The organism is Immundisolibacter sp., assembly GCF_028696615.1.
Classification (GTDB): domain Bacteria; phylum Pseudomonadota; class Gammaproteobacteria; order Immundisolibacterales; family Immundisolibacteraceae; genus Immundisolibacter.
This window is the reverse complement of the sequence record NZ_JAQVGQ010000028.1, coordinates 6,396-18,606: the sequence shown is the minus strand read 5'-3', so window position 1 is coordinate 18,606 and position 12,211 is coordinate 6,396. Positions and strand designations below refer to the sequence as shown.

At 68.7% G+C, this 12,211-nt stretch carries 12 protein-coding genes; 9 read left to right on the top strand and 3 right to left on the bottom strand.

Going from position 1 to position 12,211, the window contains the following annotated elements:
- Window positions 1-166 precede the first annotated feature (166 nt).
- The 6 genes from PHC73_RS03500 to PHC73_RS03475 all read left to right on the top strand — a co-directional run bounded on the left by PHC73_RS03500 (window position 167) and on the right by PHC73_RS03475 (window position 4,813).
- Window positions 167-835 (top strand): DUF4126 domain-containing protein, encoded by a 669-nt coding sequence (locus PHC73_RS03500; protein ID WP_300124521.1) that lies wholly within the window; start codon window positions 167-169, stop codon window positions 833-835.
- A 28-nt stretch (window positions 836-863) separates the two neighbouring features.
- Entirely contained in the window at window positions 864-2,030 is a 1,167-nt protein-coding gene (locus PHC73_RS03495; RefSeq protein ID WP_300124519.1) for an acyl-CoA dehydrogenase family protein, read from the top strand.
- Window positions 2,030-3,154 carry a CaiB/BaiF CoA-transferase family protein gene (locus tag PHC73_RS03490; protein ID WP_300124516.1) on the top strand — a complete coding sequence of 375 codons (1,125 nt, stop codon included), beginning with the start codon at window positions 2,030-2,032 and terminating at the stop codon, window positions 3,152-3,154. The genes PHC73_RS03495 and PHC73_RS03490 overlap by 1 nt, the downstream gene beginning before the upstream one ends.
- Complete coding sequence (locus PHC73_RS03485; RefSeq protein ID WP_300124514.1) at window positions 3,151-3,867, top strand: glutathione S-transferase family protein; 717 nt, start codon at window positions 3,151-3,153, stop codon at window positions 3,865-3,867. The genes PHC73_RS03490 and PHC73_RS03485 overlap by 4 nt, the downstream gene beginning before the upstream one ends.
- Window positions 3,868-3,997: 130 nt before the next feature.
- Window positions 3,998-4,333, top strand: a complete 336-nt coding sequence (locus PHC73_RS03480) for a glycine zipper domain-containing protein (RefSeq protein ID WP_300124511.1) — start codon at window positions 3,998-4,000, stop codon at window positions 4,331-4,333.
- 69 nt (window positions 4,334-4,402) lie between these two features.
- Window positions 4,403-4,813 (top strand): FxsA family protein, encoded by a 411-nt coding sequence (locus PHC73_RS03475; protein WP_300124508.1) that lies wholly within the window; start codon window positions 4,403-4,405, stop codon window positions 4,811-4,813.
- Window positions 4,814-4,910: 97 nt separating this feature from the next.
- Here the strand turns inward: PHC73_RS03475 and otsB are convergent, their stop codons facing one another.
- From otsB to PHC73_RS03460, 3 genes are read right to left on the bottom strand one after another with little or no spacing between them, the layout of a single operon-like run.
- Entirely contained in the window at window positions 4,911-6,053 is a 1,143-nt protein-coding gene (gene otsB / locus PHC73_RS03470; protein WP_300124505.1) for a trehalose-phosphatase, read from the bottom strand.
- A 33-nt stretch (window positions 6,054-6,086) separates the two neighbouring features.
- On the bottom strand, window positions 6,087-6,791 hold the full coding sequence (locus PHC73_RS03465) for a phosphoglycolate phosphatase (RefSeq protein ID WP_300124502.1): 705 nt from the start codon (window positions 6,789-6,791) through the stop codon (window positions 6,087-6,089).
- A 29-nt stretch (window positions 6,792-6,820) separates the two neighbouring features.
- Complete coding sequence (locus PHC73_RS03460) at window positions 6,821-7,435, bottom strand: NUDIX domain-containing protein (RefSeq protein ID WP_300124500.1); 615 nt, start codon at window positions 7,433-7,435, stop codon at window positions 6,821-6,823.
- Window positions 7,436-7,853: 418 nt separating this feature from the next.
- Here PHC73_RS03460 and PHC73_RS03455 point away from each other — a divergent pair, with 418 nt between their 5' ends.
- The 3 genes from PHC73_RS03455 to PHC73_RS03445 all read left to right on the top strand — a co-directional run.
- Window positions 7,854-9,788 carry a hypothetical protein gene (locus PHC73_RS03455; protein WP_300124498.1) on the top strand — a complete coding sequence of 645 codons (1,935 nt, stop codon included), beginning with the start codon at window positions 7,854-7,856 and terminating at the stop codon, window positions 9,786-9,788.
- Window positions 9,789-9,846: 58 nt separating this feature from the next.
- Window positions 9,847-11,046 (top strand): DUF444 family protein, encoded by a 1,200-nt coding sequence (locus tag PHC73_RS03450; protein WP_300124496.1) that lies wholly within the window; start codon window positions 9,847-9,849, stop codon window positions 11,044-11,046.
- Window positions 11,039-12,211 (top strand): SpoVR family protein (locus tag PHC73_RS03445; RefSeq protein WP_300124493.1); only part of this gene is annotated, 1,173 nt, incomplete at its 3' end. The genes PHC73_RS03450 and PHC73_RS03445, both read left to right, overlap by 8 nt.

Sequence of the window (12,211 nt, the reverse complement as noted above, 5' to 3'; positions counted from 1 at the left end):
ACGGCGGCAACAGGGGTTCGAATCCCCTTGGGGACGCCAGCTCACGCCTTGCCGCCGCCCCGGCGGTCATCGGCCGTGCACCGCACAGCCACAGCGCCCGCCGCCAGCCGGCCGATCACCCCATGCGATACTGCCGGCTTGGTCCCTGCCCGCCGGTGCGCCCGCCTTGGATACCTACCACGAACTGGTACGCACGCTCGCGCTGACGCTCGGCGTCGGCTGGGCGAGCGGCATCAACCTGTACGCGGCGCTGCTGGTGCTGGGCCTCGCCGGCGCCAGCGGCGATCTCGCCCTGCCGCCGGACCTGCAGGTGCTGGCCGATCCGCTGGTGATCGGCGCCGCCGGGCTGATGTACGCGGTGGAGTTCTTCGCCGACAAGACGCCCGGCGTCGACAGCGGCTGGGATGCGCTGCACACCTTCATCCGCATTCCGGCCGGCGCACTGCTGGCGGCCGGCGCGGTGGGCGAGGTGACACCCGCGCTCGAAATCGCCGCCGGCATCCTGGGCGGCGGTTTGGCCGCCACCAGCCACGCCACCAAGACCGGCACGCGCCTGCTGATCAACACCTCGCCGGAACCGTTCTCGAACTGGACCGCCTCGGTGGCCGAGGACGTGGCGGTGTTCGGCGGGATGTGGGCGGCACTCAATCACCCGCTGCTGTTCATCGGCCTGCTGATTGCGTTCATCGCGCTGGTCGCCTGGCTGCTGCCGAAGGTGCTGCGGGCGCTGCGCAAGGTCGGCGGCGGCATCCTGCGCCTGTTCGGGCGCCGGCCGAAGCCACCACCAACCGGCACACCTGCCACGACAAGCCCGGCAGGCGAGCCACCAAGCTGACGCCAAAAACAGGCTACGAGGAGGAACCATGGATTTCTCGCTGACTGCCGACCAGCAGGCCATTTGCGAGCAGATCGAGCGCCTGTGTGCGCCGTTCGACGACCACTACTGGTTCGAGCGCGACCACGACGGCGCGTTTCCGCTCGATTTCGTGAAGGCCATGGCGGACGGCGGCTGGCTTGGCATCGCCATGCCGGAGGCCTACGGCGGCGCCGGGCTCGGCATCACCGAAGCGGCGCTGATGATGCAGACCATCGCCGCCTCGGGCGCCTGCCTGTCCGGCGCGTCGGCCATTCATCTCAATCTCTTCGGGCCGAACGTGGTGGTGAAATTCGGCACCGAGGAACAGCGTCAGCGCTTTCTGCCGCCGCTGATCCGTGGCGAGCAGCGCGCCTGTTTTGCCGTGACCGAGCCCAATACCGGGCTCGACACGACGCATCTGAAAACCTTCGCCCGCCGCGACGGCGACCGCTACATCGTGCACGGCCAAAAGGTGTGGACCAGCAACGCCCAGCACGCACACAAGATGCTGCTGATCGCCCGCACCACGCCGCTGGAGGAAACCGCCCGGCCGATCGACGGCCTGACGCTGTTCTACTGCGACCTCGACCGCAGCCGCGTCGAGGTGCGCGAGATCGAAAAGATGGGCCGCAAGTGCGTCGACTCGAACCAGGTGTTCATCGACGGGCTCGAAATCCCGGTCGCCGACCGCATCGGCGAGGAAGGCCAGGGCTTTCGCTACCTGCTGCACGGCCTGAACCCCGAGCGCATCCTGATCGCCGCCGAGGCCATCGGCATCGGCCGCGCGGCGCTGCGCAAGGCGAATGAATACGCCAAGGAGCGCGTGGTGTTCGGCCGGCCGATCGGCCAGAACCAGGCCATCCAGCACCCGCTCGCGGAGTGCTGGGCGCAGCTCGAAGCCGCCAACCTCACCATGCTGAAGGCGGCCACGCTGTACGACCGCGGCGAGGACTGCGGCGCGTACGCCAACGCCGCCAAGTACCTGGCCGCCGAGGCCGGCTTCAAGACCTGCACGCAGGCGGTGATGACCCACGGCGGCTTCGGCTACGCCAAGGAGTACCACGTCGAGCGGTACCTGCGGGAAGTGATGATCACGCGTCTGGCGCCGGTCAGCCCGCAGCTCGTGCTGTGCTACATCGCCGAGCGCGTGCTCGGCCTGCCGAAGTCGTACTGATGTATTCGCCGCTCGCCGGCGTGCGGGTGCTGGAGCTCGCGCCGTTCCTGCCGGGGCCGTTCGCCGGCGCGCAGCTGCTGGCGCTCGGCGCCGAGGTGGTCAAGCTCGAACCGCCGGGCGGCGACCCCGGCCGCCACCTGCCGGACGGCCTGTTCGCGATGAACAATCGCGGCAAGCGCAGCGTGTGCGTGAACCTCAAGGCCGCCGGCGCGCGCGATCTCGTGCAGCGCCTGGTGGCGGGCTTCGACGTGGTGCTGGAAGGCTTTCGGCCGGGCGTGGCGGCGCGGCTCGGGGTGGACTACGCCACGCTGCGTCAGGCACGGCCGGATCTGATCTACTGCGCGCTGTCCGGCTTTGGACAAACGGGACCGCGCGCCGCCTGGCCGGGGCACGACCTCACGTATCTGGCCGCCGCCGGCGCGCTGTCCCGGCCCGGCCACTGGAGCGGACCCGCGCGCCGGCCGGGCGTGCCGGTGGCGGATACCGCCGCTGGTCTGTTCGCGGCGCTCGCCGTGGTGTCGGCGCTGCTGCGCCGCGCCGGCACCGGCGAGGGCGCGTATCTCGATGCCTCGATCACCGACGCGGCGCTGAGTCTCGCCGCCTGCCGGGGTCTCGCGCCGCCGACATCGCGCACGCACCTGCACCCGGCCAACGACGTGTTCACCTGCGCCGACGGCGCGGAACTGGCAGCCGGGCTGCTGGAGAATCATTTTTTCAGCGGTTTCGTAACCGCGCTCGGCGCCGAAGGCGCGCCGCTCACCGAGCCGCGCTTTGCCACCGTGGCCGCGCGCCAGATGCACGGCGACGAGCTGCAGCAACGCCTCGCGGCGATTTTCAAAGCGCGCACGGCGACCGACTGGGAAGCCTTCGGCGCCGCCCACGGCCTGCCGCTGGTGCGGGTGCGTTCCGTCGCCGAAGCGCTCGCCGACCAACACCCCGGCGCGCCCGCGCCCGACTTTGCCGTGCGCGTGGACGGCGCACGCCTGCCGGCGCCGCCGACCGATGCGCCGGCGCTCGGCGCCGACACCGCGGCGCTGCTGGGCGCCATCGGCTACGATGCCGCCGCCCGGGCGGCGCTGTGCGCAGCCGGGGTACTGCCCCCCTGCCCTTCGGAGCCTGCATGATCGAGCTGTACCAGTTCGCCCCCGCCTGGGGTTTACCCAACCCCAGCCCGTTCTGCATCAAGCTCGAGCTGTACCTCAAGATGACCGGCCTGCCGTTCGAGGTGATCACCGAGCGCGACACCCGCAAGGGGCCCAAGGGCAAGATTCCCTTCATCCGCGACGACGGCCGCACCATCGGCGACTCGGAACTGGCGATCCAGTACCTGAAGGACAAATATGGCGACCGGGTGGACGCCAACCTCACCGCCGAGCAGCGCGCCCGCGCCCACGTCATCAACCGCATGCTGCACGACAGCACCTACTGGGTGCTGCTGCACTGCCGCTGGATGGAGGACAACGGCTACCGCGCGGTGCGCGAGGCGCTGTTCGGCGGGCTGCCGTGGCCGCTGCGCGTGATCGTGCCGCCGCTGGTGCGGCGCACCCTCAGGCGCAACCTCATCGGCCACGGCCTTGGCCGGCACAGCCGGGACGAGATTTTCGGCTTCGGTTTTGCCGACATGGATGCGCTGTCGGTGCTGCTCGGCGAGAAGGCCTTTCTGCTCGGTGACGTGCCGACCAGCGTCGACGCCACCGCGCACGCGTTCATCCTGAGCTTCGTCGGTCCGCCCATCGACAACCCGATGCGCGAGCGCATCCAGCGTACGGCCAACCTCATGGCCTACTACCAGCGCATGAACCAGCGCTTCTACCCGTCGCTGGCCGCGAATCGTTGAGGCAGACTCCATTCAGCAAGCGTTCAGCAAGGCTCTGCCAGACTGCCCCCGCTTCCACTCGCCTGGGCGTGCGACACGGCCACCGGCCGTGGCCGACACGCTCGAATCCAATGCCACCCGGGGACTCTTCATGCAAACGATCAAAGCCTGCTGTTTTGCCCTGCTCGGCGTGGCCGCCATGGCAAGCGCACACGCCGGCGACACGCTGGATGCCGCCATCGGCGGTGGTCTCGGCGGCGCGGCGGGCGCCGCCATCGGCAACGAGGTGGGCGGCCGCAGCGGTGCCATCGTCGGCGGCGCCGTCGGTGGCGCCGTGGGTACGGCCATCACCACCGACGACGACCGCCATCACCACGACCGGCATGATTACGTCGAGTACCCGGCACATGACTACGACCACGACGACCACCATCACCACCGCGGCCACTTCTGCCCGCCGGGGCAGGCCAAAAAAGGCAACTGCTGAATGTCCAGCCGCCACACGCCCAGCCTCGCCGCAGCCCGCGCGCAGTGACGGCCCGGGCAGTGCCCGCCGATGAGCCGTTTCGTGCCCGCCCTGGTGATCGCCCTGCCGCTGGCCGAGCTGTATTCGCTGCTGGCGGTCGGTGCCCGCATCGGCGCGGGCCGTGCTTTTTTGCTGCTGCTGCTGGCGGCCGTGGCCGGCAGCGCCGTCATTCGCCACTACGGCACGCTCGGCCTGCGGCGCCTGCACAGTGCGCTGGCCAGCGGACAACCGCCAGCCCAGCCGATGCTGGAACTGCTGCTGGCGCAGCTCGCCGGTGTACTGCTGATCGTGCCGGGCTTCATCGGCGATGCCGTGGCGCTGTGCCTGCTGGTGCCGCCACTGCGCCGCCGGCTGGCGGCACGCTTGGCCGGGCCGCCAGCCGACGGCCACGTCGAGGTGCACGTCATCGAGGGCGAATTTCGCCGCCGCGACGAGCCTTGAGGAAACTTCTGAAAAATTCCCTTTCTGGAATTTTTTCGGTTCGCCGGGCCTGCCACCCCCGACCGGCAACGCTGGGTCGATCAAGCACGCGGCCGGCTCACACCAGCAGCGCGTCCAGGGCAGCCAGCAACGCCTCGGGCGAATCCAGCCGGTAATCGGCAGCGGTCGGTCGGCCGGTGTCGGCGATCAGCACCCCGCAACCGCCGGCCCGGCGCACGGCGCGGAAGGCCGCCTCATCCGCCAGATCGTCGCCGAAAAAAACCGGCGTGCATGGCCCGAGCAGGCGCTGCATGCGCTCGTGCAGTCGCGTCACCGCGGTGCCTTTGTCGCAGTCGATGGCCGGGCGGATTTCCAGCACCTGCCGGCCGGTCTCCACCAGCAGGCCGTCGAAGCCGGCCACCGCCCGCACCACGGCGCGCCGCAGCGCCGCCACGGCCGGCGCCGCCACCTGCCGGTAATGCACTGCCAGCGTCAGCCCCTTGTGTTCAACGACGCAACCGGGGTGTTCGGCCGGCAGTCCTGCCAGGCGTTCATGCACGGCGTCGAGCAGCGGCTGCCAGCCGGCCGGCTGCGGGAGCGGTTCGGGATCGTAATCGGCGGCGCGCAGTTCCAGGCCGTGATTGCCGCCCAGGTACGCCGCCGGCAAGGCCAGACGTGTCGCCAGGTCGGCGAGCGCCCGGCCGCTGACCACGGCAAGCGGGTGACGGGCCAACAGCCGGACCAGCCGCTCACGCATGGCCGCCGGCAGCACACCGTCGGCCGGTCGCTGCGGCAACGGCGCCAGCGTGCCGTCGAAATCGAACATCAGTGCCACCGGCCGTCCGCGCCACGCGCCGAGCGCCGGCGGCGGCAGGTTGGCGAATTTCTCGGCGTAGGCGAGCAGCAGGCTGCCGCTGCCGATCTCGGACGGCGCTTCGAGCAGCAGTTCGGCACCGGCCTGCCGCAGCGCCGCTCCGTGCAAGCCGCTGCCGAGCCCGGCCACCAGACCGGCCCCGGCCAACCAGGCGGCGCGGGCCGATTCCGGGTCGATGGCCAGCACCGCCACCTCGTGCGGCGCGCCATGAAACGGCGGCGGCAGGGATCCGCCAATCTGGCCGGCCTGCAACGCCACCGCGGGCACCCCCAGCGCTTCGAACATCGACGGAATGCGCCCTAGGCCCGGCCGCGGGCGCTGGCTGACCACCAGCACGGCCGTTGGCTGCCATGTGGGCGCGGCGCGATCGACGACGGCTTCGGGCATCTCAGAACACCTCGTAACCCCGGGCGACCACCATCAGCCGACCGCCGGCCAGCCCCACAGGGCCGGCAATTCGCCAAGGCTGCCCAGCACCGCCAGCGCCCCCGCGGCCGGGAAGTCGCAGTCCGGATCATAGCCGTAGCGCACCGCCACGGTGGCCACGCCGGCGGCCCGCCCGGCCGCCATGTCGATGCGCGAATCGCCGACCAGCAGCGCATCGGACGCCCGGCAGCGCAGCTCGGCGAGCGCCGTTTCGACCGGCTGCGGGTCGGGTTTCAGGCGCGCCGTGCTGTCGCCGCCAACCAGACAGGCAAAGCAGTCGCCGATTCCGAGCGCCGCCAGCAAGGGGCCGACGAAACGCTTGGGTTTGTTGGTGACCACCGCCAGGCGCAAACCGCGCGAGCGCAGCGCCGCCAGCGTTTGCGCCACGCCTGGATAAAGACGGCTGTCCCGGCACGGCTCGGCGCCGTAGCAGGCGTCGAACACCGCCATGGCAGCCGCATGCTGCGAAGCCGGCGCCTCACCGTCGCGACAGCCGGTCAAGGCGCGATGCAACAAACGTGCGGCGCCGTTGCCGACCCAGCCGCGCACCTGCGCCTCGCTCACCGGCGGCCGACCGACCGCCTGCAGGGCGGCGTTCACGCAGCGCGTGAGGTCGGGCACCGAATCGACCAGGGTGCCGTCCAGGTCGAACAGCAGCGCCTGCGGCGGGCACCGCAAGGGTGCGATCGAACATTCCACCGATGCCTCCTGGTCGGCATGCATGTGCTTCAGCCCGCCCGCAGGCGTGGCCGGTTCAGCGCCAGCCACTGCAGGGCGATGATGGCTGGGCTGTTCTGGATACGCCCGGCGGCCAGCCAGGCCATCGCCTCGTCGAACGTCGGCACGTGCACGCGGATGTCCTCGTCCTCGTGGTCCAAGCCATGGATACCGCCGGCATCGGCCAGGTCGGTGAGGGCGCAGAACAGCGTCATGTGCTCGCTGACGGCGCCGGGGCTCATGTAATAGGCGGCCACCGGCAGCAGCTCGGAAGTCAGCACGCAGCCGGCCTCCTCCAGCGCCTCGCGGCGCGCCAGTTCGGCCGGGCTCTCGCCCTCGTGCAGGATGCCGGCGACGATCTCGATCTGCCACGGCGCGCCACCGTGCGCGTAGGGGCCGATGCGGAACTGCTCGATCAGCAGCACCCGGTCGCGCTCGGGATCGTACGGCAGCACCGCGGCGGCGTGGCCACGCTCGAACAGTTCCCGCTGGATCGGCCGGCTCCAGCCGCCGCGAAACAGCCGGTGGCGCAGCGTGTAGCGATCGACGCGGAAATAGCCCTGGAACACCGTCTCGCGCGCCAGTATCTCGACGTCGCGCTGGGGATCGAAAGGGGTCGAATTCATGCGACTACACGCGTGCCGTTCGCGGCAGCGGATCACGGGGAAGATGGATTCGGTGCATGGTAGCAGCGCGCCCGACATTTGCCTGTGGCGCGCAAACGCGTTACCAAAGGCCCTGCACCAGGGCGGTGCGACACTCGTACAACTTGCCGCGCCGTTTCGGGTCAAACTGGCACGGCGCAGCGCTGTGGCCGGCGCCGAGGAGCCAGAACGGTTCCTCGACTTGGCACGGGTCTTGATACTCGTGACTTCGGGAGGCGACATCGACCCCCGGCATTTTTCCTGCATCACCCGCGATGAACGCGGGCAAGCGGGGCCGGGGGTGTCCCATCGGGGACACCGGTGTTTACACATCAATGGCAAAACAGAAAAAGGGTAGTTGACGCACGAGACAGGCTAGACACACGACGGAGGTCGTTACATGGGCACGACGTTTGGATCTTTCGCCGAGCTGATCGGTGAAGACCGCAAGGCGCGCCAGGAACACAGCTGGACCGGCACGTTCCTGGACTATCTGGAACTGGTGCGCGAGGACCCGAGCATCCCCAAGCTGGCGCATGCCCGTTTGTACGAGGCGGTGACCCGTGCCGGGGTGCGGGAGCTGGGTGATACCGACGATCCCCGTCTGAACCGCCTGTTCGGCGACGAGCGCCTGAAAAGCTACCGCTACTTCGAAAACGACTTTTTCGGTATCGAGCGCTCGCTGGCGCAGATCGTGCGCTACCTGCACTCCGCTGCCCTGCGTGGCGAGGAAAGCCGCCAGGTGCTGTACCTGATGGGCCCGGTCGGCGCCGGCAAGAGCTCGCTGGTGGTGAAGCTGCAGCGTGCTCTGGAAGAAACCGAACCGGTGTACGCCATCGACGGCTGCCCGATCAACGAAGAGCCGCTGCACCTGGTGCCGGTGCACCTGCGGCGCAGTTTCTCGGACGTGCTCGGCGTGCCGATCGAAGGCGAGCTGTGCCCGATCTGCCGCCACCGGCTCGATGCCGAATTTGGCGGCCGCTACGAGGACGTGCCGGTGGCGCGGGTGGCATTTTCCCGCCACCGCCGTCAGGGCATCGGCGTGGTGCCGCCGGTCGACCCGAACAACCAGGACACCTCGGTGCTGATCGGCTCGGTGGACATCTCCAAGCTCGACCGCTACTCGGAGTCCGACCCGCGGGCGCTGGATTTGTCCGGCGCCTTCAACGTCGGCAACCGCGGCATCGTCGAGTTCATCGAGGTGTTCAAGAACGAGCCCGAGTACCTGCACACCATGATCACGGCCACGCAGGAGAAGTTCGTGCCGGCGCCGGGCCGCCACGGCACCGTGTACGTGGACTGCGCCATCATCGCCCACTCCAACGAGGCCGAGTGGCAGAAGTTCAAGGCCGACCACACCAACGAGGCGATCATGGACCGCATCGTGGTGGTGAAGGTGCCGTACAACCTGCGCCTGACCGAAGAGGTCAAGATCTACGAGAAGATGCTGCGCGAGTCGCAGTTCCGCGCCCACATCGCGCCGCACACGCTCGAGATCGCCAGCATGTTCGCCATCCTGTCGCGCCTGGAGCCGAGCGCCAAGTGCGACCTGATGACCAAGCTGCGCCTGTACGACGGCGAGGAAGTGGTCAAGAAGGGCACCACGCTGAAACTGTCCGCCCGCTCGCTGCAGGAGGAAGCCCATCGCGAGGGCCTGTTCGGCATCTCCACGCGCTTCATCATGAAGGCGCTCGACAACGCGCTGGCCGACAACCCGGACATCGGCATCAACCCGATCAACGTGCGCGAGGCGCTGGTTGACATGGTCAAGCGCGCCGATTTCGCCGAGGACACCAAAAAGCAGTACCTCGAATTCCTGCAGGACACCCTGCACAAGGCCTACCTCGACATCCTGGAGAAGGAAGTCACGCGCGCCTTCGTGTACTCGTTCGAGCAGCAGGCCGAGGACCTGTTCCAGAACTACCTGGATCATGCCGAGGCCTACGTGAACAAGTCCAAGGTCAAGGACCGCAACACCGGCGAGGAGCTGCGCCCGGACGAGGGCTTCCTGAAATCGGTCGAGGAGCAGATCGGCATCGTCGGCTCCGCCGCCGAGGGCTTCCGCCAGGAGGTGATGTCCTACCTGTGGGCCGCCACGCGACGCGGCGAGAAGGTGAACTACCGGGCGTATGAGCCGCTGCGGGATGCGCTGGAGAAAAAGCTGCTGCACTCGGTGCGCGACATGAGCCGCATCGTCACCAAGTCGCGCACCCGCGACGAGGACCAGCGGGACAAGTACGACACCCTGGTGCAGCGCATGCTCGAGCTCGGCTACACCGAGCACTCGGCGGAAGTGGTGCTCAAGTACGCGGCCAACAACCTGTGGAAGGACTGACACGCGCAGTTACAGCCGGCCGCGGCGTGCCGCGGGCCGGCCCAACGGAGGGGTAGCCATGTTGCATTCCCAGTTCAGAGCCTTCAGCGGCGACTCGCTGCGCTCGGACCGCAGCGCCAGCGACCGCGCCCGGCACCGGCACAAGGTGCGCCAGGCGATCCGCGAGAACATCGGCGACATCGTGGCCGAGGAGGCCATCATCGGCCGCTCCGGCGACCGCATGGTCAAGGTGCCGATCCGCGGCATCCGCGAGTACCGCTTCGTGTACGGCAAGAACCAGCCCGGCGTCGGCACCGGCGAGGGCGACACCGAGGTCGGCCAGAGCGTCGGCCAGGGCGAGCAGTCCGGCGCCGGCAAGGGCCAGGGCGGCAACGAGCCCGGGCAGGACTACTACGAGACCGAGATCAGCCTCGAAGAGCTGATCGACATCATGTTCGAGGACCTGCAGCTGCCGGACCTGGAGCGCAAGAAGCTGCGCCTGCTGCCGTCCGAACACGCGCTGCAGCGCAAGGGCTTCCGGCGCGCCGGCATCCGCGTGCATCTGGATAAAAAACGCACGGCGCTGCAGCGCATCCGCCGCCAGATCGCGCAGGGCTCGCCCCAGCCCGACCCGAACACCGACGCCGCGCAGCGCTTCCCGTTCCGCAAGGAAGACATGATCTACCGGCGCCTGATGCCGGACACGCGCCCGCAGTCGAACGCGGTGGTGATCTGCATGATGGACACGTCGGGCTCGATGGACACCACCAAAAAGTACCTGGCGCGGTCGTTCTTCTTCCTGCTGTATCAGTTCGTGCGCAGCCGCTACGCGGAAGTGGAAATCGTGTTCATCGCCCACCACGCGGCGGCGTCCGAGGTGACCGAGGACGAGTTCTTCCACAAGGGCGAGTCCGGCGGCACGGTGATCTCGTCCGCCTACCAGAAGTGCCTTGAGGTCATCAACGAGCGCTACCACCCGAGCCTGTGGAACATCTACGCCTTCCACTGCTCGGACGGTGACAACTTCCCCGGCGACAACGACAAGACCGTGCAGGCCGCCGAGGCGATCTGCGAGGTGGCCAACCTGTTCGGCTACGGCGAGATCAAGCCGCCCGGGCGCGGCATCTTCGAAAGCTCCATGCTGGACACCTTCGCGCGCATCAAGTCGGACGGTTTCCACGCGCTGACCATCCACGGCAAGGACGACATCTGGCCGGGTTTGAAAGCCTTTTTGCACAAGGACCGGGCGGCGCGCGCCGCGGAGGCCGAACATGCGTAGCTGGGACGTCGACGAGCTGCTCGCCTGGGACGAGCGCATCCGCGAGAAGGCGGCCGAGTTCGGGCTCGACTGCTTCGCGCAGGTGTTCGAGATCTGCGACGAGGAGCAGATGCTGGGCTACATGGCCTACCACGGCATGCCGGCGCACTACCCGCACTGGTCGTACGGCAAGTCGTTCGAGAAGCTCAAGACCACCTACGACCACGGCGCAAGCGGCCTGCCGTACGAGATGGTCATCAACTCCGACGCCTCGGTGGCGTATCTGATGCGCAACAACTCGTTGTGCCTGCAGATTCTCACCATCGCCCACGTGTACGGTCACAACGACTTCTTCAAGAACAACTTCACGTTCCGCCATACCCACCCGGAGCTGACGGTCGCCAACTTCAAGTCGCGCGCCGACCGCGTGCGCCGCTACGTCGAGGATCCGGCCATCGGCATCGACAAGGTGGAGGCGCTGCTCGATGCCGCCCACGCGCTGTCGTTCAACTGCCGGCGCAATCTTGGCGTGCGCAAGATCGGCGAGGCCGAACAGCGCGCCCGCGCCATCGACGCCGCCCGCCCGCGGCACGACCCGTACCCGGACATCCACCGCGCGCCCGATCTGCCGCCGCCGGATTTGCGCCGGGTGCCGATCGAGCCCGAGGAAGACATCCTGCTGTTCATCCGCGACCACAACCCTTACCTCGCGAGCTGGGAGCAGGACCTGCTGACCATCGTCCACGAGGAGGCGCAGTACTTCATCCCGCAGATCGAAACCAAGATCATGAACGAGGGCTGGGCCAGCTTCTGGCACCACCGCATCCTCAGCAGCCTCGACCTGCCCGAGGATCTGCACATGGAGTTCATGGTCCACCACTCGCAGGTGGTGCGCCCGCACCCGGGCGGCATAAACCCGTATTACCTGGGCTTTCGGCTGTGGCACGACATCCTGCGCCGCTGCGAGAACCCGACCCCGGAGGAACGCGAGCGCTACGGCGGGCCGAGTGACGGCATGGCGACGCTGTTTCGCATCCGCGAGGCGGACCGCGACGCGTCCTTCCTGCGCCAGTTCCTGCACGGGCGGCTGATGCGCGAGATGGACATGTACGAGTTCGCGCCCGAGGACGACCAGTACGTGGTGCAGCGCGTGGCTGACGAGGACAACTGGCGCGCCATCCGCGAC

What these genes read in the sequence shown, in the direction of transcription:
- PHC73_RS03490 (WP_300124516.1), top strand. Translation starts at nt 2,030, where the DNA reads ATGTATTCGCCGCTCGCCGGCGTGCGGGTGCTGGAGCTCGCGCCGTTC.
- PHC73_RS03495 (WP_300124519.1), top strand. Translation starts at nt 864, where the DNA reads ATGGATTTCTCGCTGACTGCCGACCAGCAGGCCATTTGCGAGCAGATC.
- PHC73_RS03475 (WP_300124508.1), top strand. Translation starts at nt 4,403, where the DNA reads ATGAGCCGTTTCGTGCCCGCCCTGGTGATCGCCCTGCCGCTGGCCGAG.
- PHC73_RS03455 (WP_300124498.1), top strand. Translation starts at nt 7,854, where the DNA reads ATGGGCACGACGTTTGGATCTTTCGCCGAGCTGATCGGTGAAGACCGC.
- PHC73_RS03450 (WP_300124496.1), top strand. Translation starts at nt 9,847, where the DNA reads ATGTTGCATTCCCAGTTCAGAGCCTTCAGCGGCGACTCGCTGCGCTCG.
- PHC73_RS03460 (WP_300124500.1), bottom strand. Translation starts at nt 7,435, where the DNA reads ATGAATTCGACCCCTTTCGATCCCCAGCGCGACGTCGAGATACTGGCG.
- PHC73_RS03485 (WP_300124514.1), top strand. Translation starts at nt 3,151, where the DNA reads ATGATCGAGCTGTACCAGTTCGCCCCCGCCTGGGGTTTACCCAACCCC.
- otsB (WP_300124505.1), bottom strand. Translation starts at nt 6,053, where the DNA reads ATGCCCGAAGCCGTCGTCGATCGCGCCGCGCCCACATGGCAGCCAACG.
- PHC73_RS03480 (WP_300124511.1), top strand. Translation starts at nt 3,998, where the DNA reads ATGCAAACGATCAAAGCCTGCTGTTTTGCCCTGCTCGGCGTGGCCGCC.